Source organism: Streptomyces lunalinharesii, assembly GCF_039532155.1.
Lineage (GTDB): Bacteria > Actinomycetota > Actinomycetes > Streptomycetales > Streptomycetaceae > Streptomyces > Streptomyces lunalinharesii.
This window is the reverse complement of sequence record NZ_BAAARK010000003.1, coordinates 276,900-302,688: the sequence shown is the minus strand read 5'-3', so window position 1 is coordinate 302,688 and position 25,789 is coordinate 276,900. Positions and strand designations below refer to the sequence as shown.

26 protein-coding genes are annotated in these 25,789 nt (G+C 72.4%); 5 read left to right on the top strand and 21 right to left on the bottom strand.

Going from position 1 to position 25,789, the window contains the following annotated elements:
- Positions 1–61: 61 nt before the first annotated feature.
- The 3 genes from ABD385_RS07295 to ABD385_RS07285 all read right to left on the bottom strand — a co-directional run bounded on the left by ABD385_RS07295 (position 62) and on the right by ABD385_RS07285 (position 5,027).
- Positions 62–3,733: an AAA family ATPase gene (locus ABD385_RS07295; protein ID WP_344574175.1), complete on the bottom strand. Its 3,672-nt coding sequence runs from the start codon at positions 3,731–3,733 to the stop codon at positions 62–64.
- A gap of 426 nt (positions 3,734–4,159) precedes the next feature.
- Positions 4,160–4,363: a hypothetical protein gene (locus ABD385_RS07290; RefSeq protein WP_344574174.1), complete on the bottom strand. Its 204-nt coding sequence runs from the start codon at positions 4,361–4,363 to the stop codon at positions 4,160–4,162.
- A gap of 382 nt (positions 4,364–4,745) precedes the next feature.
- Positions 4,746–5,027: an acylphosphatase gene (locus tag ABD385_RS07285; RefSeq protein WP_344574173.1), complete on the bottom strand. Its 282-nt coding sequence runs from the start codon at positions 5,025–5,027 to the stop codon at positions 4,746–4,748.
- 133 nt (positions 5,028–5,160) lie between these two features.
- Here ABD385_RS07285 and ABD385_RS07280 point away from each other — a divergent pair, with 133 nt between their 5' ends.
- Entirely contained in the window at positions 5,161–6,117 is a 957-nt protein-coding gene (locus ABD385_RS07280; protein WP_425585361.1) for a CAP domain-containing protein, read from the top strand.
- 31 nt (positions 6,118–6,148) lie between these two features.
- Here ABD385_RS07280 and mutM read toward each other — a convergent pair whose 3' ends face one another.
- The 9 genes from mutM to ABD385_RS07235 all read right to left on the bottom strand — a co-directional run bounded on the left by mutM (position 6,149) and on the right by ABD385_RS07235 (position 16,261).
- A complete protein-coding gene (mutM, locus tag ABD385_RS07275; RefSeq protein ID WP_344574170.1) occupies positions 6,149–7,096 on the bottom strand; it encodes a bifunctional DNA-formamidopyrimidine glycosylase/DNA-(apurinic or apyrimidinic site) lyase in 948 nt (315 codons plus the stop codon).
- Positions 7,097–7,204: 108 nt separating this feature from the next.
- Positions 7,205–8,020, bottom strand: a complete 816-nt coding sequence (gene rnc / locus ABD385_RS07270) for a ribonuclease III (protein ID WP_344574169.1) — start codon at positions 8,018–8,020, stop codon at positions 7,205–7,207.
- Between the two features lie 7 nt (positions 8,021–8,027).
- Positions 8,028–8,201 carry a 50S ribosomal protein L32 gene (gene rpmF, locus ABD385_RS07265; protein WP_016578620.1) on the bottom strand — a complete coding sequence of 58 codons (174 nt, stop codon included), beginning with the start codon at positions 8,199–8,201 and terminating at the stop codon, positions 8,028–8,030.
- A 2-nt stretch (positions 8,202–8,203) separates the two neighbouring features.
- Positions 8,204–8,791 (bottom strand): YceD family protein, encoded by a 588-nt coding sequence (locus tag ABD385_RS07260; RefSeq protein WP_344574168.1) that lies wholly within the window; start codon positions 8,789–8,791, stop codon positions 8,204–8,206.
- A gap of 219 nt (positions 8,792–9,010) precedes the next feature.
- Positions 9,011–10,117: a cell division initiation protein gene (locus ABD385_RS07255; protein ID WP_344574167.1), complete on the bottom strand. Its 1,107-nt coding sequence runs from the start codon at positions 10,115–10,117 to the stop codon at positions 9,011–9,013.
- Between the two features lie 128 nt (positions 10,118–10,245).
- Complete coding sequence (gene coaD, locus ABD385_RS07250) at positions 10,246–10,758, bottom strand: pantetheine-phosphate adenylyltransferase (RefSeq protein WP_020930121.1); 513 nt, start codon at positions 10,756–10,758, stop codon at positions 10,246–10,248.
- Positions 10,755–11,354: a 16S rRNA (guanine(966)-N(2))-methyltransferase RsmD gene (gene rsmD / locus ABD385_RS07245; RefSeq protein ID WP_344574166.1), complete on the bottom strand. Its 600-nt coding sequence runs from the start codon at positions 11,352–11,354 to the stop codon at positions 10,755–10,757. Before rsmD ends, coaD begins: the two co-directional genes overlap by 4 nt.
- Before the next feature lie 160 nt (positions 11,355–11,514).
- On the bottom strand, positions 11,515–14,505 hold the full coding sequence (locus ABD385_RS07240; RefSeq protein ID WP_344574164.1) for a helicase-related protein: 2,991 nt from the start codon (positions 14,503–14,505) through the stop codon (positions 11,515–11,517).
- 103 nt (positions 14,506–14,608) lie between these two features.
- Complete coding sequence (locus tag ABD385_RS07235) at positions 14,609–16,261, bottom strand: DAK2 domain-containing protein (RefSeq protein ID WP_344574163.1); 1,653 nt, start codon at positions 16,259–16,261, stop codon at positions 14,609–14,611.
- Positions 16,262–16,494: 233 nt separating this feature from the next.
- On the opposite strand from ABD385_RS07235, the gene rpmB reads away from it, so the two are divergent.
- Positions 16,495–16,680, top strand: coding sequence for a 50S ribosomal protein L28 (rpmB, locus tag ABD385_RS07230; RefSeq protein ID WP_006602870.1), 186 nt, complete (start codon positions 16,495–16,497; stop codon positions 16,678–16,680).
- A gap of 119 nt (positions 16,681–16,799) precedes the next feature.
- Here rpmB and thiD read toward each other — a convergent pair whose 3' ends face one another.
- Together thiD and ABD385_RS07220 are read right to left on the bottom strand one after the other, a co-directional pair.
- Positions 16,800–17,618, bottom strand: a complete 819-nt coding sequence (gene thiD, locus ABD385_RS07225) for a bifunctional hydroxymethylpyrimidine kinase/phosphomethylpyrimidine kinase (RefSeq protein WP_344574162.1) — start codon at positions 17,616–17,618, stop codon at positions 16,800–16,802.
- 9 nt (positions 17,619–17,627) lie between these two features.
- Positions 17,628–18,596 carry a thiamine-phosphate kinase gene (locus tag ABD385_RS07220; protein ID WP_344574161.1) on the bottom strand — a complete coding sequence of 323 codons (969 nt, stop codon included), beginning with the start codon at positions 18,594–18,596 and terminating at the stop codon, positions 17,628–17,630.
- A gap of 158 nt (positions 18,597–18,754) precedes the next feature.
- Here ABD385_RS07220 and ABD385_RS07215 point away from each other — a divergent pair, with 158 nt between their 5' ends.
- A complete protein-coding gene (locus tag ABD385_RS07215) occupies positions 18,755–18,988 on the top strand; it encodes an Lrp/AsnC family transcriptional regulator (RefSeq protein WP_016571149.1) in 234 nt (77 codons plus the stop codon).
- A gap of 9 nt (positions 18,989–18,997) precedes the next feature.
- Positions 18,998–19,492: a DUF3515 domain-containing protein gene (locus ABD385_RS07210; protein WP_344574160.1), complete on the top strand. Its 495-nt coding sequence runs from the start codon at positions 18,998–19,000 to the stop codon at positions 19,490–19,492.
- 222 nt (positions 19,493–19,714) lie between these two features.
- Here ABD385_RS07210 and ABD385_RS07205 read toward each other — a convergent pair whose 3' ends face one another.
- From ABD385_RS07205 to ABD385_RS07195, 3 genes are all read right to left on the bottom strand, one after another.
- Positions 19,715–20,851, bottom strand: coding sequence for a D-alanine--D-alanine ligase family protein (locus tag ABD385_RS07205; RefSeq protein ID WP_344574159.1), 1,137 nt, complete (start codon positions 20,849–20,851; stop codon positions 19,715–19,717).
- A 116-nt stretch (positions 20,852–20,967) separates the two neighbouring features.
- Positions 20,968–21,969, bottom strand: coding sequence for an NAD(P)H-dependent glycerol-3-phosphate dehydrogenase (locus ABD385_RS07200; RefSeq protein WP_275462783.1), 1,002 nt, complete (start codon positions 21,967–21,969; stop codon positions 20,968–20,970).
- On the bottom strand, positions 21,966–22,832 hold the full coding sequence (locus tag ABD385_RS07195) for a lysophospholipid acyltransferase family protein (protein ID WP_344574157.1): 867 nt from the start codon (positions 22,830–22,832) through the stop codon (positions 21,966–21,968). The genes ABD385_RS07200 and ABD385_RS07195 overlap by 4 nt, the downstream gene beginning before the upstream one ends.
- A 162-nt stretch (positions 22,833–22,994) precedes the next feature.
- Here ABD385_RS07195 and cofC point away from each other — a divergent pair, with 162 nt between their 5' ends.
- Positions 22,995–23,741, top strand: coding sequence for a 2-phospho-L-lactate guanylyltransferase (cofC, locus tag ABD385_RS07190; protein ID WP_344574298.1), 747 nt, complete (start codon positions 22,995–22,997; stop codon positions 23,739–23,741).
- On the opposite strand, the gene ABD385_RS07185 is transcribed toward cofC, so the two are convergent.
- The 4 genes from ABD385_RS07185 to leuD all read right to left on the bottom strand — a co-directional run bounded on the left by ABD385_RS07185 (position 23,722) and on the right by leuD (position 25,786).
- Positions 23,722–23,925, bottom strand: a complete 204-nt coding sequence (locus tag ABD385_RS07185; protein WP_344574156.1) for a hypothetical protein — start codon at positions 23,923–23,925, stop codon at positions 23,722–23,724. The two genes, cofC and ABD385_RS07185, sit on opposite strands and share 20 nt — an antisense overlap.
- Positions 23,926–24,025: 100 nt before the next feature.
- A complete protein-coding gene (locus tag ABD385_RS07180; RefSeq protein WP_344574155.1) occupies positions 24,026–24,685 on the bottom strand; it encodes an HU family DNA-binding protein in 660 nt (219 codons plus the stop codon).
- Between the two features lie 125 nt (positions 24,686–24,810).
- Positions 24,811–25,056: an SCO5555 family protein gene (locus ABD385_RS07175; protein WP_344574154.1), complete on the bottom strand. Its 246-nt coding sequence runs from the start codon at positions 25,054–25,056 to the stop codon at positions 24,811–24,813.
- Between the two features lie 136 nt (positions 25,057–25,192).
- On the bottom strand, positions 25,193–25,786 hold the full coding sequence (leuD, locus tag ABD385_RS07170; protein WP_344574153.1) for a 3-isopropylmalate dehydratase small subunit: 594 nt from the start codon (positions 25,784–25,786) through the stop codon (positions 25,193–25,195).
- Between the last annotated feature and the right edge of the window lie 3 nt (positions 25,787–25,789).

The window sequence follows — 25,789 nt, the reverse complement described above, 5'->3', positions numbered from 1 at the left end:
GATCTTCAGGGAATGGAAGGACCGGTCACCGGCCTCGGTGCGACGGAGCCACCGGACCGGCTCACCGCAGTCGCTGACTGATCACCTTCGAGACGCCGTCCCCCTGCATCGACACGCCGTAGAGCGCGTCGGCGACCTCCATCGTCCGCTTCTGGTGCGTGATCACGATCAGCTGCGAACTCTCCTGGAGCTCCTCCATGATCCGGATCAGCCGCTGCAGGTTGGTGTCGTCCAACGCGGCCTCGACCTCGTCCATCACGTAGAACGGGCTGGGCCGCGCCTTGAAGATCGACACCAGCAGTGCCACCGCGGTCAGCGACCGCTCACCGCCCGACAGCAGGGAGAGCCGCTTGACCTTCTTCCCCGGCGGGCGCGCCTCCACGTCCACCCCGGTCGCCAGCATGTCGTCCGGGTTCGTCAGCACCAGCCGTCCCTCGCCGCCCGGGAAGAGGCGCGCGAAGACACCCTCGAACTCCCGCGCGGTGTCGTGGTACGCCTCGGTGAAGACCTGCTCGACCCGCTCGTCGACCTCCTTGACCACCCGCAGCAGGTCGGAGCGGGTCTTCTTCAAGTCTTCAAGTTGTTCGCTGAGGAACTGGTGCCGCTCCTCCAGCGCCGCGAACTCCTCCAGCGCGAGCGGGTTCACCTTCCCGAGCTGCTGATACGCCCGCTCGGCGGCCTTCAACCGCTTCTCCTGCTCGGCCCGGACGTACGGAACCGGCTGGTTCCGCGGGTGTTCCGGGTCCTCGGGCAGCGCCTCGCCCTCGGCCGCCGGGGACGGCGGGACGGGCTGGTCGGGGCCGTACTCCGCCACCAGCGCGGCCGGCTCCACCCCCAGCTCCTCCAGCGCCCGGGCCTCCAACTGCTCGATCCGCAGCCGCTTCTCGGCCCCCAGCACCTCGCCGCGGTGCACCGAATCGGTCAGCTTGTCCAGCTCGCTCGTCAGCTCCCGGCCCTGCTCGCGCTCGGTGGCCAGGGTCAGTTCCCGCTCCTCCTTGGCCCGTTCCGCCCCGGCCCGCTCCTCCTCGGCCCGGACGACCGACACCTCGACGTGCGCCAGCAGCTGCCGCGCGCCCGCGGCCACCGCCCCCGCCACCGCGGCCTCGTGGCGCAGTCGGGCCCGCCGCTGCTCGGCACGGGCCCGTGCCTCGCGCTCCACCCGCGCCGCCCGGTCCAGCCCGTCCGCCCGCCCGGCGAGCGCCTTGACCCGCTCCTCGTGCGTCCGGGCCTGGAGCCTGGCCTCCATCTCCGTCTGCCGGGCATTGGCCCCATCGGCCGCCAACCGGTCGCGCACCGAGGTGTCGGGCTCCTCGTCGTCCGCACCCGGGGCCTCCTCGGCCGCGACCAGCCGCGCGGCCAGTTCCTCGGCCTCCTCGGTGGCCCGCGCCAGCGCCTCCTCGGCCCGCGCGGCCGCGGCGGCGGACCGTTCCGCCTCGCCGGCGGCGGCCCGCGCCTGCCCGGCGAGCCGCCCCAGGTCCCCTGCGACCTTCGACTTCTCCCGGTCGGCGGCGCGCCGCCGACCGTCCAGCTCCTCGACCAGCGCGGCGCACTCGGTCCGCCGCCGCTCCGCCGCCCGCCGCTCCTCGGCCAGGGCGTCGCAGCGGGCCGCCAGCCCGGTGAGTTCCGCGGCCGCCTCGTCGACCGACGCCTGGACCTCCAGCAGGCTGGGGGCCCCGGCCGACCCGCCCTGCGCGAAGTGCGCCCCGAGCAGGTCGCCCTCCGCGGTGACGGCGATCAGCTCCGGCCGCGCCACCACCAGCTCCTCGGCCTCCGCCAGCGACCCGACCACCACCACGTCCCGCAACAGCCGGGCCAGCGATGCGGTCAACTCCCGCGGACCGTGCACCAGTTCATGGGCGGGAACCGGCCCGTCGACGCTCCCCGACCCGCCGGCCGCACCACTCCCGGCGGCCCCACCGGCCCCGACCGACGACTCGCCGCCGGCCCGCTCGGCGACCTCCACCGCCACCACGGCGTCCCGCGCCCGTGCCGGCGCCGGCACCCGCGCCGGCCGGGTGCCGCCCAGCACCATCGCCGCCCGCCCGGCGTCCTCCTTCCGCAGCAGCCGCAGCGCCTGCGCCGCGGCGGCCGGATCGGTGACCGCCACCGCGTCCGCCGCGGCACCCAGCGCGGCCGCCACCGCCACCTCGAAGCCCGGTGTGACCGTCAGCAGTTCGGCGGCCGGTCCGAGCACCCCGCCGATCCGGTCCGCGGCGGCCAGCAGCGCACCGGTGCCGTCCTTGCGGCGCAGCCCGAGGGCGAGCGCGTCGTGCCGGGCGGCGGTCGCGGCCCGCTCCCGCTCGGCCGCGCTCAGCGCCTCCCGCACGGAGGTGACGTCCGTCTCGGCCGCCGCCAGCTCCTGCCGGGCCGCCTCGTACCGCCCGGTGACCTCCGCGTCGTCCGCGTCCAGCCCGTCGACCTCGACCTTGAGCTGCTCGTACTCCTCCTGGGCGCCGACCGCCCTGCTCCGGGCGCCGTCCCGGGCCTCGACCAGCCGCCCGATCTCCGCCTGCGCCGAAGCCGCCCGGCCGCGGGCCGCGGTGACCTGTCCGCTCAGCCGGGCCAGGCCCTCGCGCCGGTCCGCCAGGGCCCGCGCGACGTCCCGCAACCGCCGCTCCTCGGCCGCCAACTGCCGCTCCAGCGCGGCCCGGTGCTCGACGGTGTCCTCCAGCGCCCGGCTCGCCGCCTCCAGCGCGGCCGTCAACTCCGCCTCCTGCTCACGGATCCGGGCGGCCTCCCGCTCCAGGTCCTCGGGCTCCCGACCGCTCCGCTCCTCCGGCGGGGCCACCGCGGCGCTACGGACCCGGGCCTCGGCCAACGACACGGTGCCCCGCACCCGCTCGGCGAGCTGGGACAGCGCGTACCAGGTCTGCTGGGCCCGCTGCACCCGCGGCGCGAGGGCGCGCACCTCCGCCTCCATGGCCGCCTCACGCTGCTGTGCGGCGCGCAGCCGCGCCTCCACCGCCTCCTTGCGCTCCTTCAGCGCCGCCTCGTCGGCGATCTCGGCGGCCAGCGCCCGGCGCAGCACGACCAGGTCGTCGGCGAGCAGGCGCAGCCGGGCGTCCCGCAGGTCGGCCTGGATGACGGCGGCCCGCCGGGCGACCGCGGCCTGCCGCCCCAGCGGCTTGAGCTGCCGCCGCAGCTCGTCGGTGAGGTCCTGCACCCGGGCGAGATTGGCCTTCATCGCCTCCAGCTTCCGCAGCGCCTTCTCCTTGCGCTTGCGGTGCTTGAGCACCCCGGCGGCCTCCTCGATGAACGCCCGGCGGCCCATCGGATCGGCGTGCAGGACGGAATCGAGCTGGCCCTGCCCGACGATCACGTGCATCTCGCGGCCGATGCCGGAATCGGAGAGGAGCTCCTGGATGTCCAGCAGCCGACAGGTGTCACCGTTGATCTGGTACTCGCTGCCGCCGTTGCGGAACATGATCCGGGTCAGCGTGACTTCGGCGTACTCGATGGGCAGCGCCCCGTCGGAATTGTCGATCGTCAACGAGACCTCGGCGCGACCGAGCGGCTGCCGCCCGGTCGTCCCGGCGAAGATGACGTCCTCCATCTTCCCGCCGCGCAGCGACTTGGCGCCCTGCTCCCCCATGACCCACGACAACGCGTCCACGACGTTGGACTTGCCGGAACCGTTGGGGCCCACGACGCAGGTGATGCCCGGTTCGAACCGGAGCGTCGTGGCGGAGGCGAAGGACTTGAAGCCTCGCAGGGTCAGACTCTTCAGATGCACGCCGTTGAACTCTACCGGCCGCCCCTCGGGGCCCCTCCGCAACATTCCGGCGACCGCCCCGCTCCCCCTGCGGCTCCCTGACGTGGACCGCCGTTGGCCGCCGGTTCACCGGGAAAAGCGGGCTGCGGTTTCACCGGGTAAGGGGAGGGGCACATCATGCGGTAAGGACGAACCAAGGGGCTGGGGAAACACCGCGCGACGGAAGTGACCGAAGGGCACCGAGGTGTCGAACGGCGCGAAAAGACCGCGGCAAAGGCACGGCGCACGACCGCGAAGATCGCCGAAGACGGCGCGGACGGAACGGGGACAACGACGAAGGGACGCCGAAGCGTCCCTTGCAGATCTTGAAGAGCGGTGCCTCAAGCGGCTGGCATGCAGCCCGTCCGACCGTGATCTCGGAACGTGGATCGGGTGAGGCGATCGGGGTCAGGTGAGCGCGGGCTCCGCCTGGGGTACGTCGATGTCGAGTACCGAGTCGTCGCGACGCGTGGCAGCGGAGAGCATGTCATTCTCGGCCTGCATCCGAATGAGTTCGGATTCGAGGTCCTGGACGCGCTGCTGAAGCCGTCGCATCTCGGCGAGGACTCGGGGGTCGGAGCCGCCGACGTAACCGAGAAGCGCCTTTGCCATGATGGATGGTCCTCCACAATGAGTGACCGACCGAAGCGGTGTGGGTCGTGAGGGATTCGCACCCGCGGTGCTTGTCATTCTCCAGGTGTACTCAATGCCAAACAGCTAAGGTGCGCGGGGATTCCAGAGTCTCACCAAACGGATGGGCGGTCAACACGATCACACCCCGTATCCTCGGGCGCCCGAGAGTGCGCAGCAGCCACGAAAGGGCGCCGACTCTCCAGAAAGGACCCGCGGGGTGTGGAGATCATCCGTACAGCGGCAGCCTTGCACGGGTCGGCCGAGTTGGCAACCACCAGGGCTTATCTCCCGCAAGTAGCTCAGGGTGACGCACCGGCCGAAGCCCTTGACACGCCCGTCCGGGGGGCCTTTTCGGGCCCGGTCAGCGGATCTCGAAGCCGTCGTAGCCGCCTCGCGGAGTGGCCCAAATCTCAGTGACGCCGTCGACGGCCCCGGGCGTGTCCCCGGTGCGGAGCCACTCCAGGAGCTGATCGCAACGGTCCTTCGCCCCCTCGGCGACGACCTGGACGCGTCCGTCACCGAGATTCACGGCGAAACCGGCGAGCCCGCCGATGCGCAAGGCGTTCGCTCGGGTGAACCAGCGGAACCCCACTTCCTGGACCAACCCGCGTACCCACGCGGTCATCCGCACCTCTTCTTCCATGTGTGCACGTTAACCGGCCAATTGCTCAGCAAGCACATCCGCCCCTGACGCCGTGGCGTACAGTCCCCCGACAGCGAGGGCTCACCCTTTCGAGTGAGTCACCTTCGGCGCTGCACGGAAGGAACTCCCACGGATGGGCCGCCATCGACGCTCTGCTCCGCACGCTCCGGAACACCTGCGTCCAGGGCAGGTTGACGGACCGACAGGTGCGGGCGCGCCCGCCGGGCACCGCGGTCACCGGGCGGCCCGTAGGACCGCGCCGGTGCGCACCGGACTGCTCGGCGCCTCCGCCGCGGTGGCGATGGGCGCGGTGGCGGTGGCGTCCGGGTTGGCCCCCGGCGGCGGCCGGTTCGAGGTGAGCGGCGGCGGCCCCACCGAGCGGGTGCGCGCCGGTGCGCTGCCGGACGCCCAGCCGCAGGAGGGCTCCGCGGCGCCGATACCCGGGGCCACGGTCGCGGCCGGCCGCGGCGCCGGCGACCCCGCGTCCCGGGGCACCGACCGGACGCCCGTGCCGGACGCCCCCGACGCCCCGGGCTCCGTGGCCTCCTCCCCCCACTCCCCCGGCGCCTCCCCGTCGGCGCCCGGGCCCTCGGCGTCCCCGTCCCCCGCGACCGACGACCGGCCCTCCGCGCGCCCCACCGACGGGGCGACCACCGCGACGCCCGGGCCCTCGGCGTCCCCGACCGTCCCCGCGGCCACCAGTGGGGGCCCGGAGTCCGCGGCCGAGGCCGAGGTGCTCTCGCTGGTCAATCAGGAACGCGCCGGGGCGGGCTGCTCCCCGGTCACCACCAGCGGTGAACTGGCCGGTCTGGCACAGCGGTTCAGCGACGACATGGCGCGGCGCGGCTTCTTCGGCCACACCGATCCCGACGGCCACACTCCCTGGGACCGGGCGCGCGCCCAGGGCGTGGCCGATCTCGGCGGGGAGAACATCGCCCGGGGACAGGCCGACGCCCGGTCCGTGATGGACTCGTGGATGGACGACCCCGGGCACCGCGCCAACATCCTCGACTGCGAGTACAAGACCCTCGGCGTCGGCGCCCACTTCGGTCCGGGCGGCCCGTGGTGGACGCAGGACTTCGGCTTCTGACGCCCCTCGCCACGGACCCGCCCGGCCACGGTCAGCTCGGGCGCGGCGGGCGTTGGCAGCGGGGGCAGAAGTAGCTGGACCGGTTCATCCAGGGCCGGCGGCGAAGGGGGGTGCCGCAGCGGCGGCAGGGTTCGTCCTCGCGGCCGTAGGCGTCCAGCGACCGTTCGAAGTAGCCGGACTCGCCGTTGACGTTGACGTAGAGGCTGTCGAAGCTGGTGCCGCCGACGGCCAGTGCGGCGGTCATCACGTCCCGGACGTGCCCGAGCAGCTCGGCGGTGCGGGGGCGGGTGAAGGTGGCGGTCGGCCGGTCGTAGTGGAGCCGGGAGCGCCAGAGCGCCTCGTCGGCGTAGATGTTGCCGACGCCGCTGATCAGGGTCTGGTCGAGGAGCGCGCGCTTGATCGTGGTGCGGCGGCGGCGCAGCGCGTCGTGGAAGGCGGCGTCGTCGAAGGCCGGGTCGAGCGGGTCCCGGGCGATGTGCGCGATCACGTCGGGGAGCAGGTCGGGGTCGCCGGGCACGGTGTCGTGCAGCGAGAGGCCGCCGAAGGTGCGCTGGTCGACGAAGCGCAGCTCGGTGCCGGCGGCCTCGGCGGGGGTGCCGGCGTCGAGGAAGCCGATCCGGATCCGCAGGTGCTTCTCGTCGGGGGCGTCCTGCGGCTGGACCAGCAGCTGTCCGCTCATCCCGAGGTGGGCGAGGATCGCCAGGCCGTGCGTGACGGACGGGGTGAGGACCGGGGTGATGCCCTCGGCGGCGCTCTGCGCGGCCGGGCCGCCGCCGGCCACCGGGAGCCAGAGGTACTTGCCGCGGCGCCGGGCCGGGCCGACGCGCAGTCCCTTGAGCCGGGCGGCGAAGTCGTCCGCACCGGCGGTGTGCCGCCGGATCGCGCGCGGATGGCGGACCTCGACGGTGTCGATGGTGCGGCCGGTGACCCAGCGCTCCAGTCCGCGGCGGACGACCTCGACCTCGGGCAGCTCGGGCACAGGTGCTCCTCACGCTCCTCAACGAAGAGTCACAGGACTCTCGGAAAAGACTTCTGACCCCGCCCGGAGCGGCCGTCGGGCCGCCCGGGAGGGGTCAGAAGCGGGATTTCAGTTCGCCGGCGACGCGGTGTCGCCGGAAGCCGGAGCCGGGTCGTCGCCGTCCGGCGCCTTCCCCGCCGCCTCGTCCGCCGCGGCGCGGATCGCGCGCCATGCGGACTCGGCAGCCTGTTGCTCGGCTTCCTTCTTGCTGCGGCCGGTGCCGGTGCCGTACGAGACACCACCGACGCGGGCAGCAGCAGTAAAGGTCTTCTCGTGGTCCGGGCCGGTCTCGGTGACCAGGTATTCCGGCACACCGAGGCCCTCGGTCGCGGTGAGCTCTTGGAGACTCGTCTTCCAGTCGAGGCCGGCGCCCAGACTGGAGGACTTCTCGATGAGCGGGTCGAAGAGCCGGTGTACCAGCTCGCCGGCCGCGTCGAGGCCCTGGTCGAGATAGACCGCGCCGATCACCGCTTCCAGGGTGTCGGCGAGGATGGAGGCCTTGTCTCGGCCGCCCGTGCCCTCTTCGCCCCGTCCGAGGCGGATGAAGGCGCCGAGGTCGAGGCCGCGGCCCACCTCGGCGAGCGCCCGCGAGTTGACCACCGCGGCCCGCAGTTTGGCCAGTTGGCCTTCCGGCAGGTCGGGGTGGATGCGGTACAGCGTGTCCGTGACCACCAGGCCGAGGACCGAATCCCCGAGGAATTCGAGCCGCTCGTTGGTGGGCAGGCCGCCGTTCTCGTAGGCGAACGAGCGGTGCGTCAATGCACGCACCAGAAGGGCGGACTCAAGTGTGTACCCGAGCCGCCCTTCCAGAAGCGAGAGAGACGAGGCCGTGTCCGACGAGGGGGCGTCTACTGCCTTCTTCGGGCTAGACACAGTGCCTGTCACCAGCCGCTCAGACCGCGATGACCTGGCGCTTGTTGTAGGTGCCGCAGCTCGGGCACGCGATGTGCTGCTGCTTCGGCTCCTGGCAGCGCTCGCACGCAACCAGGGTGGGGACCGCAGCCTTCCACTGCGACCGGCGGTGGCGCGTGTTGCTGCGCGACATCTTCCGCTTCGGAACAGCCACGGCTACTTCTCCTGAGGTTCATCCCCGCCGTCGCGGGGTACGTCGTCCTTCTCGCGGTCCTGGTTGGACTCGACGAGTTCTTGCAATGCCGCCCAGCGCATGTCGACGGCATCGTGGCGGTGGTCCGGATCGTCCACGAGCCGCGCTCCGCAATCGGGGCACAGACCCGGGCAGTCCTCCCGGCACACCGGCTGCAGCGGCAGTGCGAGCACCACCGCGTCCCGCAGCACGGGTTCGAGGTCGAACAGGTCGTCCTCGAGGTGAAAGCTGTCTTCCTCGTCCTCGGCGTCGTCGCCGGACTCAGTGGTCCGGGCGTCGGCGTCGGGGTAGGCGAACAGCTCCTGGAAGTCCGCTTCGAGCACTCGCTCCAGCGGCTCCAGACACCTTACGCACTCCCCCGCCACGGTCGCACGGGCGGTACCCGTTACGAGCACCCCGTCCATGACCGATTCCAGGCGGAGGTCGAGTTCCATCGGACCGCCCACGGGCACTCCGATGACCTCGTTGCCGAGGTCCGCGGGGGCCTCGACGGAGCGGGAGAGCCGCTTGAGCGTGCCGGGACGACGACCCAGCTCGCGTGTGTCGAACACGAGCGGGGAACGGTGGTCGAGGCGGGCGTTGATGGCTTTCCTGCTTTCTGTACTGCGGTAACAGCTGTCCACGGCCGGAATACGACCTGCGGGCAGCAGTGATCACGGGCATACACGCGACCGAAGAGCCAGGATACTGGACGGCCCCCGATAGGCCCAATCCGCCTCCGCGACCCTCCCGGCCCGGCCGGTGGGGCCGGTGGGGCCGGTGGGCCGGACCTAGTGCCGGCCTTCCTCGTACTGCCGGAGTTGGTCGAGGTTGATCAGGCTGGTGTCGAAGAGGCTGGTCTCGTCCAGGGCGCCGGGCTGGGCGCCCTGGGGCTGGGGGGCGTGCTGGGGCTGTCCGGGCACCTGCGGCACCTGGTAGCCGGCGCCGGGGTCGTAGCCCTGCTGGGGGAGCTGCGCGGCCGGCTGCTGGGCCTGCTGCCAGTCGTAGCCGTAGGGGTCCTGGTGCTGGGTGTAGGGGAGCTGTTCGGGCTGCTGCGGGTAGGGGTAGGGGTCCGGCTGCTGGTAGGCGGCAGCCTGGCCGTCGTAGTAACCGGGCTGCGGGGCCTGCGGCACCTCCTGGGGTGCCGGCTGCTCGGCCTCCTGGAAGGTGGTGACGCCCGCCAGGCCGGCGAGGTAGTCGGCGTCGGCCTGGAGCGGGGCGCCGGTCTGCGGGTCGCTCTGCACGGCGAGGTGGGCGCCGAGCTCGTCCACCGGGCGGGCGCCCTGGAGCTTCTCCCGGCCGCGGCCGACCGCCTCCAGGGTCTTGGTCAACACGGCCTGGAAGGCGCCGAACTTGGCGTCCACGTAGATGTCGGCGCGCTGCTTGAGAGTCTCCGGGTCGGCGCTGCGCTCGGGGGCCTCGACGTCCTCGTGGCCCAGTTCGTCGAGGCCGGGGCCGCGGCCCAGCAGCTTCTCGCGGCCGCGGTCGACGGAGCCGATGGTCTTGGTCAGCACGACCTCGAAGTTGGCGAGCTTGCTGTCGACGTAGTCGTCGGCCTGGACGCGGACCTCGTCGGCCTCCTGGCGGGCCTCGGCCAGGATCCGGTCCGCCTCGTCCTGGGACTGCCGGACCACCTCGGTGTCCGAGATCAGCGAACCGCGCTGGCTGTGCGCGGACTCGATGATCCGCTCGGCCTCGACGCGCGCCTGCTCCACCATCTGCTCGCGTCCGCCGAGGAGTTCCTGGGCCTGCGCGAGGGAGCCGGGCAGTGCGCCGCGCACCTCCTCCAGCAGGGCGAGCAGCTCGGCGCGGTTGACCACGCACGAGGCCGACATGGGTACGGACCGGGCGCTGCCGACGGCTGCGACGATGTCGTCGAGCTTCTTCTGGACGTCCACCTTGGACTCGCCACTCTCTGCAGGATCGGAAGGACGGAACGGGTCGACTGTACGGCCAGGAGCCCCCGCCCCGACACCTGCTGACGACCCGTCAGGCAGGCGTCGGTCCTACCGCACCGGATGCCGGGTCACGACTGCTTGCTGAGCCGTTCGGTCAGCGCGTCCAGGACGAACGGCGGGACCAGGTGGGAGACGTCGCCGCCCCAGGCCGCGACCTCCTTGACCAGGCTGGAGGAGAGGAAGCTGTAGGTGGGGTTGGTCGGCACGAAGAGCGTCTCCACCCCGGAGAGGCCGTTGTTCATCTGGGCCATCTGGAGTTCGTAGTCGAAGTCGCTGACCGCGCGCAGGCCCTTGACGATGGCCGGGATGTCGCGCTGCTTGCAGAAGTCGACGAGCAGGCCGTGGAACGCCTCGACCTCGACGTTGCCGTATTCGGCGGTGGCCCGTCGGATCAGGTCGATCCGCTCCTCGACCGTGAACAGGCCCTGCTTGGACTTGTTGATCATGACGGCGACGTGGACGACGTCGTACAGCTTGGAGGCCCGGGCGATGATGTCCAGGTGCCCGTTGGTGATGGGGTCGAAGGACCCCGGACAGACGGCGCGGCGCAACTTCGTCTCCTCGCTCTCCGGTCCGTTCATGACACGGTTGCTGACGTCGGTTCGGCGGACGCCGAAGCGGCGCGACCGTACCAAAGCGTCCCCTCGCCGTAGCGACGGGCCCTGATCGCTTCGAATCCGTCCGGCCAGGCGAAGGCGCCGCCCCGGGTGCTCCGCTCCACGGTGACGAGTGCCTCCTCGGCAAGCCACCCCTGACCACGGAGTGTGAGCAGGATCTCGCGGAGGTCGTCGTCGCCGACCGCGTACGGCGGGTCGAGGAAGACGACGTCGTAGGGGGCTCCGGGGGCCGGGGTCGCGGCGATCTGCTCGGCCTTGCCGACCCGGACGTCGACGCCGGGCAGACCGACCGCCTTGACGTTCTCCCGGATGGTGCGGACGGCCCGGGCGTCGGCCTCGACCAGCAGGACGTGCGCGGCACCGCGGGAGAGGGCCTCCAGGCCGACCGCGCCGGAACCGCCGTAGAGGTCGAGCACGCGGGCGCCGGTCAGCGGGCCGTCGAGCGACTCCCACGTGGAGAACAGGCCCTCGCGCGCCCGGTCGGAGGTCGGGCGGGTGCCGTTGCCCGGCGGTACGGCGAGGCGGCGGCCGCCGGCCGTACCGGCGATCACGCGGGTCATGGGCCCGTCCTTAACGTTGCGCGGTGGTCGAAGGGGCGGGCGCCCGGCGGGCTCCGCCCTCCCACGATATGTCCGTCCCCCGGGGGGCGGGTCCGCGCTCGGCTCGGGCCGACCGTGATCGTTCTCACGGCACGGGCCGCGAGCGGTACGGGCCCGCGGGTCAGCCCTTGTCCAGATACTGCTCCCGTTCGTCGTCCAGCAAGGCGGACAGTGCGGTCCGCAGTTCGGGGCAGTCGGTCAGTTCGGGGTCGGCGGCGACCAGGGCGGTGGCCTCCTCGCGGGCCGCCGCGATCACCTCCTCGTCCTCGATGACCGCGAGCATCCGCAGCGAGGACCGGGCGCCGGACTGTGCCTGGCCGAGGACGTCGCCCTCGCGCCGCTGTTCGAGGTCGATGCGGGAGAGCTCGAAGCCGTCGAGGGTGGCGGCGACCGCGGCGAGCCGGGCGCGGGCCGGGCTGGCCTCGGGCATCTCGCTGACCAGCAGGCACAGGCCGGGCGCCGAGCCGCGGCCGACCCGCCCGCGGAGCTGGTGGAGCTGGGAGACGCCGAAGCGGTCCGCGTCCATGATCACCATGGCGGTGGCGTTGGGGACGTTGACGCCGACCTCGATGACGGTGGTGGCGACCAGCACGTCCAGCTCGCCGGCGGCGAACCGGCGCATCACGTCGTCCTTGTCGTCGGGGGCCATCCGGCCGTGCAGCACCGCCACCCGGAGGCCGGTGAGCGGGCCCTTGCGCAGCTGCTCGGCGATGTCCAGGACCGCCAGCGGGGGGCGCTTCTCGGCCAGGTCCTCCGGTGAACTCGGCTCCGCCGGGGCGTCCTTGGCCTTCTTCCCCTTGGGTGCGGCGGCGTCCTCGTCGTCGCCGATCCGTGGGCAGACCACGTAGGCCTGGTGGCCGGCGGTCACCTCCTCGCGGACCCGCTCCCAGGCGCGGGCGAGGAAGTGCGGCTTGTCCTTGGCGGGGACCACGTGACTGGCGATCGGCGAGCGGCCGGCGGGGAGCTGGTCCAGGACCGAGGTCTCCAGGTCGCCGAAGACGGTCATGGCGACCGTCCGCGGGATCGGCGTCGCGGTCATCACGAGCAGGTGCGGCGGCTGCTTCCCCTTGGCGCGCAGCGCGTCGCGCTGCTCGACGCCGAAGCGGTGCTGCTCGTCGACGACGACCAGGCCCAAGTCGTGGAACTGCACCACGTCCTCGATCAGGGCGTGCGTCCCGATCACGATCCCGGCCTCGCCGGTGACCAGGTCCAGCAGCGCCTGGCGGCGGGCCGCGGCCCCCATCGACCCCGTCAGCAGCACCACCTTGGTGCCCCGCTCGGCGCCGCCCAGCATGCCGCCCTCGGCGAGGTCGCCCATCATCTCCGTGACGGAGCGGTGGTGTTGCTGGGCCAGCACCTCGGTCGGTGCGAGCATCGCGGCCTGGCCGCCGCTGTCGACGACGCCGAGCATGGCGCGCAGCGCGACCATGGTGTTGTGGGTGACCGTGAAGTGGTCGGTCACGTAGGCGTGGGAGGGGTGCGCGACGCTGATGCACTGGACGGGCTTGCGGCCGACGTGCTCGACGGCCCGGACGGTGCGGTGGAAGGCTCCGTCGTCCGCGTCGCCGGCGCCGCCTTCCTCGGGCGTCGCCACCGTGACGTCATGGCCGCCGTCCACCGGGGTGGTGCGGGCGGTGCCGCCCAGCGAGCGGGCCAGCCAGGCGAGGTCGGCGGCCAGCGGCTCCGGGACGGCGCGGACGAGCGTGCCGCTGCCCGCGGGCTCGCCGGCGGCGGCCAGCAGGCCCGCCAGCAGCGCCCGGCGGTCCTTGACGGGGGCGTTGCGGTAGGCGGCGGGGACGCTCGCGCCGGCCGGCCCGTGGCCGCCCGCACCCAGCGTCCGCCCCAGTGCGTACGGGTCGAGCGGGCGGTGCCCGCCGTCGTCGAGGTCCACGGGGGTGGCCGGGGCGATCGACCAGCGCGGCCGGCCGTCGTCGTCGTCCAGCAGCGCGGTCCGCAGCTCGCGGGTGGTCAGCACCCGCTCCCCCGTGGCGCGGGAGGAGACGATCCACAGGTGCTCGTCGTCGCACTCGACGGTGCTGCCGTCACCGAGCACCAGTCGCCACACCTCCCGCTCGCCCTGCGGGAACACCCCGTCCACCAGGGCGGTGGCCCCGCTGGGCACCACCACTTCGCTGCCGACCGCGAGCCGTCCCATGGGGCGAAAGCCGCGCGGGGTGAGGACCAGGGCGTCGAGCGGTTGGGCCTTGCCGGAGCCGACCTCGCCCTGGAGGAGGCGGTGCATCGGGTGCTCGGTCGCCAGGTCGTCGAAGATCTCCCGGCTGACCTTCGTCTGTCCCTCGGTGAGGGTGAACGGCAGCCGGGCGTCGAACGCGTCGAGGATGCCGCCGGGGGTCAACCGGCGTGGCACGGCGGGGAGTTGGGCGTCGGTGAAGCGGCGGCGGGCGAGCGCGACCTGGAGCACGAACGCCTCGTCCCACTTCAGCCGGGCCCGCGCGTCGGCGACGTCGGCCTTGCTGCCGGGGCGGTGGACCTTCAGCAGCGCCTCGGTGAGCGGGACCAGTCCGCGTCCCTCGCGCAGTCCCGGGGGCAGCGGGTCGACGGCGTCCTGGGCGCTGGGCAGCACCGCGTCGACCGCCTTGGTGATCTTCCAGGAGGCCATCTGCTGGCACGCCGGGTAGATCGGCATGAGCTGGTGGGCGAAGGCGTCCACGGCGTCGGTGTCGGCGTCCCGGTCGAGGAGTTCGTACTCCGGGTGGGCCAGTTGGAGCTTGCGGTTGAAGACCGAGACCTTGCCGGCGAACATCGCGCGCTTGCCGGGCAGCAGGTCCTTGTGCGGTTTGTGGATGCCCTTGCCGAAGAACACCAGCTGGAGCCGGCCGCTGCCGTCCGTGAGGGTCACTTCCAGCCGCTGCCCGCGGCCGTGGTTGAACGTCAGCACGCGGGCGTCGGCGACCCGGGCCACGACCGTGACGTGTTCGTCCAACGGCAGGTCGGACAGCCGGGTCAGCTCACCGCGCTCGGCGTAGCGCCGCGGATAGTGGTGCAGCAGGTCGCCGACCGTCTCCAGGCCGAGGTGCTCGGCCAGGACCTTCGCGGTGGTGCCACCGAGGATCTTCTTCAGGGGTTCGTCGAGCGCTGCCACGCGTTCCATTGCACACCACGGCACTGACAACGAGCCACCACCGTCGCCTTCCGCCGCCGGGAATTCCCGACCGGCCGGCAATGGGGCCGGCCGTACCGACGCCCGCGGCGCGCTATTCCACGCCGATCAACAGGGGCGCCGCGTAGGCGCCGCCTTCGTAGACGACGGTGTCCACCGCGAGGTGGCGCTGTCGGACGTGTCGTTCCAACCGTTCGGCGAGGGAAGCGGGGACGTCCGCGCCGAGCACCAGGGTGACCAGTTCGCCGCCGGCGGAGAGCATCCGGTCGAGCACCGTCATCGCGGTGCGGCCGAGGTCCGGCCCGATCACCACGACGTCGCCGTCGATGAGGCCGAGCACGTCGCCGGCCTGGCAGACCCCGGCCATCGTCCAGGACCGGTGCTCGGCGACGGCCAGCTCGGCGTAGCGGGTGGCGCCGGCCGCCGCGGTCATCGCGACCATGTCCTGATCGAAGCTGCGGCCCGGCTCGTGCACGGCCAGCGCCGCGAGTCCCTGGACGGCGGAGCGGGTCGGGATCAGCGCGACCCGCACGCCCTCGGCCCGGGCCTGCTCGGCGGCGGCCGCCGCGGTGTGCCGCAGCTCCGGGTCGTTGGGCAGCAGCATCACCTCGCGGGCGTGCGCCTGCCGGATCGCCTGGACCAGTTCGCCACTGGCCGGCGGCTCCCCGGGGCGGACCGTCACCGGGGTCGCGCCGGCGTCGGCGCACAGCGCGGCGAGCCCGGCGCCCGGCACCACCGCGACCACGGCCCGGGCCGCCAGCGCCGGCTCCTTGGCGCGTGGCCCCGCGCCGAAGTGGGTGATCCGGATCCGGTAGGGCCGGCCGGCCTCGATGCCGGCCTCCACCGCGGCCCCGGCGTCGTCCACGTGGACGTGCACGTTCCACAGGCCGTCCCCGCCGACCACCACCAGGGAGTCGCCGAGCCGGTCGAGCCGGGCCCGCAGCCGGGCCACGTCGGCGTCGCCGGCCTCCAGCAGGTAGATCACCTCGAAGGCGGGCCCACCGGCGTGCGGATCGGCGCAACCGTCCGCCTCCGGTGCCGTCACCGCGCAGCCCGCCGCCTCCGGAACCGGCCCACCGGCCCGTACGGCGACGGGCCCGGCGCTCACCTCCCCGGACAGTGCGTCGGCGAGCGCGCCCAGCAGGGCCACCAGCCCGCAGCCGCCGGCGTCCACCACCCCGGCCCGTCCCAGCACCGCGAGCTGTCCGGGAGTGGCCCGCAGCGCCCTGGCCGCGCCCTGGTGGGCGGCCCGGGCGACCTCGGCGGCCTCACCGGCGGTCTGCTCGGCAGCGTCGGCGGCGGCCGTCGCCACGGTCAGTACGGTCCCCTCCACGGGATGCGCGACCGCCTCGTACGCCGCGGTGGCGGCCCGGCGCAGCGCCCGGCGCAGGGCGTCCGCGGCGGCGCCGCCACCGGTGGGAGCGGCCGCGAGCTCCTGGGCCATGCCGCGCAGCAGCTGGGCCAGGATGGTGCCGGAGTTGCCGCGCGCCCCGATGAGGGCGCCGTGCGCCATGGCGCCCATGGTGGCGGCGAGGTCCGGCTGCGTGCCGGCGGAACCGTGCCCGTCGAAGGCGGCCTCGACCGCGCGGGCGGCCGATTCCAGCGTCAGGTAGAGGTTGGTGCCGGTGTCGCCGTCGGCGACCGGATAGACGTTGATCGCGTCGATCCGCTCGCGTTCCCGCCCCAGCGCCTCCAGGGCCAGTCCGCACCAGGTGCGGACGGCGGCGGCGTCGAGCGGGTAGGGCACGTGGTCCTCCTGGGGGTCGCGGGATGCACCCGCACAGTAGTCGCCGGGACGCCGGGGAGGCCGGCTCGGGTCCGGTGGGTGCGTGGTAGTTTCGTCCTGCGGGAGTGGCCGTTGTATGCTGCTCCGGTTGCCCGATGAAAATCGGGCCATTCCTCTCCTGTCGCCGTCGGCACGGCTATGCACTCGACCCGACAGGTTTTCCGTAAGTGCATCTGAAGTCTTTGGAGTGACCCGTGGCTGCCAACTGCGACGTCTGCGGCAAGGGGCCGGGCTTCGGCAAGAGTGTCTCGCACTCGCATCGCCGCACCAACCGTCGTTGGAACCCCAACATCCAGACGGTTCGTGCAGTGATCGGGCGCACGCCGAAGAAGCTGAACGCCTGCACCTCGTGCATCAAGGCCGGCAAGGTCTCGCGCTGACGCCTTAGCCGTAGCGCAGCCCCGCCGGTTGCTCGAGAAGCCGGTCCACCTCAGGGTGGGCCGGCTTCTGCCATTGTCCTACGGGGCCGCACCGCGGGACGTCGGTGCGGCCCCGGCGGTCACGGGGCGGTGCGCAGCCGCCACCCGTGGTCGACCGGGCCGATGCCGGCGCCCAGGCGGAAGCCGGCTTCGATCGCGCCGGTGACGTACTCCTTCGCCGCCGCGGCGGCCTGCGGGACGGTGTCCCCCAGGGCGAGCCGGGCGGCGAGGGCGCTGGCGAGGGTGCAGCCGGTGCCGTGAGTGTGGCGGTTGTCGTGCCGGGGGGCGCGCAGCCAGTGCGCGGCGCTGCCGTCGGTGAGCAGGTCCACCGCTTCGCCGGCGGCGTCCGCCGCGTCGTTCGGGAGGTGCCCGCCCTTGATGAGCACCCAGCGCGGCCCGAAGGCCAGCACGGCGTCGGCGGCCCGCCGCATCGCGTCGGCGGTATCGACCCGTTCTCCGGTGAGCTGCGCCACCTCGTCGAGGTTGGGGGTGGCGACCGTCGCGGTCGGCAGGAGCTCGTGGCGGACCGCGTCCAGCGCGGAGGCCGCCAGCAGCGCGTCACCGTGCTTGGAGACGCCCACCGGGTCGACGACGACCGGCACGGTGAGGCCGGCGAGCAGCTCCGCGACGGTCTCGACGAGTGCGGCCGAGGAGAGCATGCCGGTCTTCACGGCCTGGACGCCGATGTCGTCGACGACGCTGCGGAACTGGGCGCGCACCGCCTCGGCGGGCAGTTCCCACGCTCCTTGGACGCCCAGGGAGTTCTGCGCGGTGACGGCGGTGAGCACGCTCATGCCGTGGGTGCCCAGCGCCAGCATCGTCTTCAGGTCGGCCTGGATGCCGGCACCGCCGCCGGAGTCGGAGCCGGCGACGGTGAGCACGCGGGGAGGTGTCTGCATGCCGCGAATCTACTCGGGGTCCCCGGTGTCGCCGAAGTGGTCCCAGCCGGCCTTGGCCCAGGGGGCGCCGTCGACCGTCACCTGGGGCAGCGCCGAGGGGTTGAGGACCTCGCCGATCACCTTCCAGCGGGCCGGCAGCTTCACGTCGGACGGGAAGGTGGCCACGATGGCGTGGTCCTCACCCCCGTTGAGCACCCACTGCATCGGGTCGACGCCGACCGCCGTGCCGATGTCGGACATCTGCGAGGGGATGTCGATGAGGGCCGAGCGCAGGTCGATGCGGACCTTGCTGGCCTCGGCGATGTGCCCGAGGTCGGCGACGAGTCCGTCGCTGACGTCGGTCATGGCGGTGGCGCCGAGTGCCGCGGCGGCCGGGCCCGCGTGGTACGGCGGTTCGGGACGGCGGTGCGCCTCCACGAAGGCGCGCGGGGAGCGGAAGCCGCGGGTGAGCACCGCGTGGCCGGCGGCGGACCAGCCGAGCCAGCCGGTCACCGCGACCACGTCGCCGGGCTGGGCGCCGGCGCGGGTCACCGGCTCCTGGTTGCGCAGGTCACCGAGGGCGGTGATGGCGACGGTGATGGTGTCGCCGCGGACCACGTCCCCGCCGACCACCGCGGCACCGGCCACCTGGCACTCGTCCCGCAGCCCGTCCATCAGCTCGGTCGCCCAGGTCGCCGGGAGTTCCGCGGGGACCACCAGGCCGAGCAGGATCGCGGTGGGCACCGCGCCCATCGCCGCGATGTCGGCGAGGTTCTGCGCGGCGGCCTTGCGGCCGACGTCGTAGGCGGTGGACCAGTCCCGGCGGAAGTGCCGTCCTTCGAGGAGAATGTCCGTACTGGCGACGACCCTGCGATCCGGCGCGGTGACCACCGCGGCGTCGTCCCCCGGCCCGATCCGTACGGCGGGAGTGGAGGTGAGCCGGGAGGTGAGCTCTCTGATAAGCCCGAATTCCCCCAGCTCGCCCACGGTGCCCTTCATGCTGTTGCCCTTCCCATGTGTACGGACGGTCCGTACGTGGCTGACGAGTGCGCCGCACCGGCCGTGTCCACCGCGCGGGTCTCCCCGCTCCGCTCGGTGACGCGGTACCGTGGCGTCCCTTCTTCCCACATGATCCTCGTAGCCGCCCTGGAGGTTCCGTGGTACAGGCTTACATCCTGATCCAGACCGAGGTCGGCAGGGCCTCGGCGGTGGCCGAGGTGATCGCGAAGATCCCCGGTGTGCTGACGGCCGAGGACGTGACCGGCCCCTATGACGTCATCGTGCGCGCCCAGGCGGACACCGTCGACGAGCTGGGTCGCATGGTGGTCGCGAAGGTCCAGCAAGTGGACGGGATCACGCGGACGCTCACCTGCCCGGTGGTCCACCTCTAGCTCCCCCGTATGCTCGGCCGGGTGATACGCGCGAGACGCCGGTACTTGGCTGCCTTTCCCCTGCTCACCGCGGTCTGCGCGGTGGCGGGCTGTTCGTCCGCCGCGCAGGTGGCGGCGCCCTCCCCCACCGGCGAGGCCGTGCAGCACTGCCGGGCGCTCCATCAGGACCTGCCGCGGACCGTGGACGGGCTGAAGCGGGGTACCGCCGAGCCGGTCTCGGACTTCACTGCCATATGGGGCGATCCTGCCGTGGAGCTGCGCTGCGGGGTGCCCAAGCCGGAGGTGCTCAGGCACGGGAGTGAACATTACAACCCCAACCCCGACTCGGCGGAAGTCGACGGCGTCCAGTGGCTCTTCGAGAAGCAGGACGACGGCTACCGCTTCACGACGGTCCTGCGGAAGGTCTACGTGGAGGTGACCGTGCCGGGGAAGTACGCCCCGGAGGTCAACGTGCTGCCCGACCTCGCGGGGGCGGTGCAGAAGGCCATTCCGGCCGGGGTGTAGCGGGCGTCCGCCGGCCGGCCGGGCCCACTGCCGGCCCGGCACCCGCGCTGCCGACCGGACCGCGCCCGCGACCGCGCCCGGGGTGCATCGTCCGGGATGGCGCACGGGCCACAGCGCCGCACGGGACGGAATGCCTTCCGGCCCAGCCGCGTTGTGGCCCCACAGGGGGCGCGCGCACCCCCTAGGGGATCCGTTCGCCCGCCCCCGAAGGCGCGGCGCGCCTCAGCGCAACCCCGTCGAGCGGCGCAGGGCCGCCTGAAGGAGCCGGTCGACGAGTTCCGGGTAGCTGACGCCGCTCTCCTGCCACATCCGCGGGTACATCGAGATGGGCGTGAAGCCGGGCAGCGTGTTGATCTCGTTGATCACGAACTCGCCGTTGTCCTGCAGGAAGAAGTCCGCGCGGACCAGGCCCTCGCAGGACGCCGCGTCGAAGGCCGCGACGGCCAGCGCCCGGACCTCGGCGGTCTGCTCCTCGGTCAGCGGCGCCGGCACGATCCCGGCGGCCGAGTCGATGTACTTGGCCTCGAAGTCGTAGAAGTCGTGGGCGGTGACCGGCGGGATCTCGGCCGGCACGCTGGCCCGCGGACCGTCCTCGAACTCCAGCACCCCGCACTCGATCTCGCGGCCGCGCAGCAGCGACTCCACGATGATCTTGGGGTCGTGGCGCCGCGCCTCCTCGATGGCCGCGTCCAGTCCGGCGAGGTCGTCGACCTTGCTGATGCCCATGGACGAACCGGCCCGGGCGGGCTTCACGAACAACGGCCAGCCGTGCTCGCCGGCGAATTCCACGATCTTCTTGCGGGCGGCCGCGGGGTCCGCGTCCCACTCGCGCGGGCGGACGACCTCGTAGGGGCCGACCGGCAGCCCGAAGGAGGTGAACACCCGCTTCATGTAGTCCTTGTCCTGGCCCACGGCCGAGGCGAGCACGCCGGAGCCGACGTAGGGCACCCCGGACAGTTCCAGCAGGCCCTGGAGCGTGCCGTCCTCGCCGTACGGGCCGTGCAGCACCGGGAAGACGACGTCGACTTCGCCGAGGGCCTTGGGGACCGCGCCCGGCTCGCTGTAGACGACCTCGCGGGTGGTGGGGTCCGCGGAGAGCACCACCGCACCGTCCCCGCCCTCGGCGAGTTCGGCCACGCTGGGCAGCTTCCGGTCCGTGATCGCCATCCGCGCCGGATCGTCGGCGGTCAGCGCCCACCGGCCGTCGGTCGTGATGCCGATGGGCAGTACGTCGTACTTGTCACGGTCGATGGCGGCCAGCACGGCTCCGGCGGTGACCACCGAGATGGCGTGCTCGGAGCTGCGGCCGCCGAACACGACGGCGACGCGGGGCTTGTGGGAGGAGGTCTCGCTGCTCATAACGGGTTGAGGGTACCTGCTGGTAGGAGGTGCGTCAGTGCCGCGGCGGCCATCGGTGGCGTGGCGACGTGGAACGGGGCCGCCGCCCGGCGCGCGGTCGGACGGCGGGCGGGCGCTCAGTGCCGCTCGGGCTTGGCGCTGCGGGACATGAGTTGCTTGAGCGCGACCAGCGGCGGCTTGCCCTCGTGGACGATCTCCACCACGGTCTCGGTCAGCGGCATGTCGACGCCGTGCCGGCGGGCCAGATCCAGCACCGACTCGCAGGACTTGACGCCCTCGGCGGTCTGCTTGGTGACCGCGATCGTCTCCGCCAGCGACATGCCCCGGCCGAGGTTGGTGCCGAAGGTGTTGTTGCGGGACAGCGGCGAGGAGCAGGTCGCGACGAGGTCGCCCATGCCGGCCAGGCCCGCGAAGGTGTGCGCGTCGGCGCCCATGGCCAGGCCGAGCCGGGTGGTCTCGGCCAGTCCGCGGGTGATCAGCGACGCCTTGGCGTTGTCGCCCAGGCCCATGCCGGTGGCGATGCCGACGGCCAGCGCGATGACGTTCTTGACCGCGCCGCCCAGTTCGCAGCCCACCACGTCGGTGTTGGTGTACGGGCGGAAGTACGGGGTGTGGCAAGCGGCCTGGAGGCGCCGGGCGACGTCCTCGTCGACGCAGGCCACGACGGCGGCGGCGGGCTGCCGGGCGGCGACCTCCTTGGCGAGGTTGGGTCCGGTCAGCACCGCGACGCGTTCCGCGGGGACCTTGGCGACCTCCTCGATGACCTCGCTCATGCGCTTGGCGGTGCCCAGTTCGACGCCCTTCATCAGGGAGACCAGGACCGTGTCGGAGGGCAGCAGGGGCGCCCACTCGGCGAGGTTGGCGCGCAACGTCTGGGAGGGCACGGTGAGGACGGTGAAGTCAGCACCGCGGGCGGCCTCGGCCGGGTCGGTGGTGGCCCGTACGCCCTCGGGGAGTTCGACGCCCGGCAGGTAGTCCGGGTTGGTGCGGCCGGTGTTGATGGCGTCGACGAGGGCCGCTCTGCGCGCCCACAGGGTCACCTCGCAGCCCGCGTCGGCGAGCACCATCGCGAATGCGGTGCCCCAGGACCCCGTGCCGAAGACGGCGCAGCGCGTCACTTGCCTTCATCCTCCTGTGTCTGTCGGTTGTTTCGGGCCGGCTGCGCGGAGGCGGCCGGTGCGGTGGCCTCGGCCGGTTCCCGGGCGGCGTCGCCGGTGCCGGACGCCGCGGCGGCCCGGGCGGCCTCGCGGGCGGCACGGCGCTCCCGGGCGATTTCCTTGCGGTAGTCGAACGGTTCGGCCGGCGCCCTCTCGCCGCGGATGCCGGCGAGCTCGTCGGTGATCGCGGCCATGATCTTCTCGGTGATGGCGCGCAGCACCTCGGCTGTGGGCTCCTGGCCGTAGAACTCGCTGAGGTCGACGGGCGGACCGGCCTGGACCCGCAGCGTCTTGCGCGGGAAGAGCTGGAGCTTGTGCTCCTTGGCGTACGGCGGCATCGCCTCGTTGGCGCCCCACTGGGCGACGGGGATGACCGGTGCCTTCGTCAGCAGCGCGACCCGGGCGGCGCCGGTCTTGCCCTGCATGGGCCACATCTTCGGGTCGCGGGTGAGGGTGCCTTCCGGGTAGAAGGCGACGCATTCGCCCTTCTCGATGGCGTTCACGGCGGCGCGGAAGGCGGTGGCGGCGTCGGTGGTTTCCCGGTAGACCGGGATCTGCCCCGTTCCGCGCATCATCATGCCGACAAAGCCGCTCTTGAAGAGCCCGGCCTTGGCGAGGAATCGAGGGACCCGCCCGGTGTTGTACTGATAGTGCGCATAGGAGAGCGGATCAAGATACGAGTTGTGGTTGACCGCGGTAATAAAACCGCCGTCGGCTGGAATGTGCTCCATTCCCCGCCAGTCCCGCTTGAACAGAACCAAGAGCGGCGGTTTGCAGATGACCGCGGCCGTGCGGTACCAGAAGCCGATTCTGCGGCGGGACACTGGGACACCCTCCTTGTGGGGACCTGCGAAGCTGCTGCGAGCCGGCAGCCGCACAAGTGTCGCCCCGCGTACCCGCTATGTCGAGAACACCGTAACCCCGCCACTCCGGAAAGGTTCCGGCGGCGGGTGAGAATGATCCGGACGCGAAGAGACGGAGCGGATGTGAGCTGGAGCCTCGTAGTGCCGCTGAAACCGCTGGTGCGGGCCAAGAGCAGGCTCTCTGAGGCCGCAGGTGAGGAGTTCCGGCCGAAGTTGGCTCTGGCATTCGCCCTGGACACCGTGGCGGCCGCGCTGGCCTGCGCGGACGTAGGGGATGTGGCGGTTGTCACGGACGATCCGGTGGCCGGGGAGCACTTGGCGGCGTTGGGGGCGCGCATCGTGCCGGACGCTCCGGCCAACGGGCTGAACGCCGCGCTGGCCCATGGTGCGGCCGTCGTGCGGGCCCGCCGGCCCGGTGCGGCCGTCGCCGCGCTGAACGCCGACCTTCCGGCGCTGCGCCCGGCCGAGCTGACGCGGGTGCTCCATTCCGCCGCGCTATTTCCACGGGCATTTCTCGCGGATGCGGCGGATATCGGGACAACACTTCTGTCCGCGACTTCCGGTACGGAATTGGAACCGGCTTTCGGGGGCCCGTCACGGGCTCGGCACCGGTCGTCCGGGGCGCACGAGATCTCCGTGCCGGACGTGCCGTCGGTGCGCCGGGACGTGGACACCGGGGAGGACCTGCGGGCCGCGCTGGCGCTGGGCGTGGGGCCGCACACCGCGCGGCAGGCGCCGCGGGTGCCAGGGTGGGCGGAGTGGGCCGGCGCGCTGAGCCCGGCCGGCCGCTCGATCGCGCTGGGGGCCGTGGAACTGCCGGCCGCCTCGGGCCGTACGGTACCGCCGCAGGTCAGAGCGTCTGGAGCGTGACGAGGACGATCCGCTGGTCGGCACCGTCGCCGGTGGTCTCGATCCGCACCCGCTGGCCGGGGCGGAGCAGGAGCAGGCCGCCGGCGTCGAAGGCCGCCGCGTCGAAGGGCAGCGGGGTCCCGTCGTCCAGCAGCACGCTGCCGGAACGGGTGGTCTCGTCGTAGGTGTACGCGGTGGCCTGCATGGGCCCAGCGTAGACGGGGCTCGGGGCCGGAACGCACCGCGGGCCGGGCTCCCCGGAGGGAGACCGGCCCGGCGCCTGGCGTTGCGTCGCCGCCGCGGAATTACCGCTTGCGGGCGGTGGTCTTCTTGGCGGTGGTCTTGCGCGCCGTGGTCTTCTTGGCGGGAGCCTTCTTCGCCGTGGTCTTCTTCGCGGGCGCGGTCTTCTTCGCCGTGGCCTTCTTCGCCGGCGCCGCCTTCTTCGCGGTGGTCTTCTTCGCCGTGGCCTTCTTCGCCGGCGCCGCCTTCTTCGCGGTGGTCTTCTTCGCGGTGGCCTTCTTCACCGCGGTGGCCTTCTTCGCCACCGTCTTCTTTGCGGGCGCCGCCTTCTTGGCCGCGGCCTTCTTGGCGACGGCCTTCTTCGCCGCGGCCTTCTTGATGGCGGTACCGCCGGTCAGGCTGCCCTTGGGCGCCTTCTTGACGGCGACCTCGCCACCCTTGGGGAGCTTCTTCGAGCCGCTCACCAGGTCCTTGAAGCCCTGACCGGCGCGGAAACGGGGCACCGAGGTCTTCTTGACCCGGACCCGCTCACCCGTCTGCGGGTTGCGCGCGTAGCGGGCCGGGCGGTCCACCTTCTCGAACGAGCCGAATCCGGTGACCGAAACGCGGTCGCCGGCGACAACTGCACGGACGACGGCGTCCAGTACGGCGTCCACCGCGTCCGCGGCGTTCTGACGGCCACCGAGCTTGTCGGCAATGGCCTCTACGAGCTGCGCCTTGTTCACGTCTTCCCCTTCGGAGACATTGCTGGAACGAAAGTGTCCAAGCTTTTTCGCACGTTAGGCAGATATATACCGCAAATCAAACACGAAACGGGCTAATCACCCTTGTGCCGCAACGGACTCGACCTTCACGGACTTCCTTCGGCATGCACATCTTCGGGATAACGACCTTCGTCAAGGTCGCGCATGAACCTCTCCAGACGCCTTGCCGCGTCCGCAAGATCGTGTTTAGCCGCAGCCGTGATGACGAGCAGCTTCCGGGTCAGCGCCATCCGTACGCCCTCCGGGACTTGCAGTGTCCGCACTCTTGCGTGTGCGTCCTTGAGTCGGTCGGCGACGAAACCGTAGAGCTCGAGTTGGTCGTCGCGTTCCATGCGCTAATTGTGCCATCTGCGGCGAGTTGTCGCTTCACGGGGCCTCAACACTGGCCCCGACAAGCCGAAGCGCCCCCCGCCAACTGCACAGGGGGCGCATCGTACGCAATAAGCCTTTGAGCCATAAAACCCGAGGTCAGACCTCGATGGTACGCGGTTTGAACGAGGGCCTGTTCGCCTCGAAGGTGTCGATGGCGGACTCCTCCCGAAGGGTGAGGCTGATGTCGTCCAGACCCTCCAGCAGCCGCCAACGTGCGTTCTCGTCCAACTCGAAGTCGGCGGTGACGCCGGCCGCGCGGACCTCGCGGGCCACCAGGTCCACGGTGACCTCGGCGGTGGGGTCGGCCTCGACCAGCTTCTGCAGCCGGTCCACGGTCTCCTGCGGCAGGACCACCGTCAGCAGGCCGTTCTTGAGGGAGTTGCCGCGGAAGATGTCCGCGAACCGCGAGGAGATGACGGCCTTGAAGCCGTAGTTCTGCAGCGCCCAGACGGCGTGCTCGCGGGAGGAGCCGGTGCCGAAGTCGGGGCCGGCGACCAGGACGGTGGCGCCCTTGTGGGCCTCCTGGTTGAGGACGAACTCCGGGTCCTTGCGCCAGGCCTCGAACAGCCCGTCCTCGAAGCCGTCCCGGGTGACCTTCTTCAGCCAGTGGGCCGGGATGATCTGGTCGGTGTCGACGTTGCTGCGGCGCAGCGGAACGGCCCGGCCGGTGTGGGTGGTGAAAGCTTCCATGGT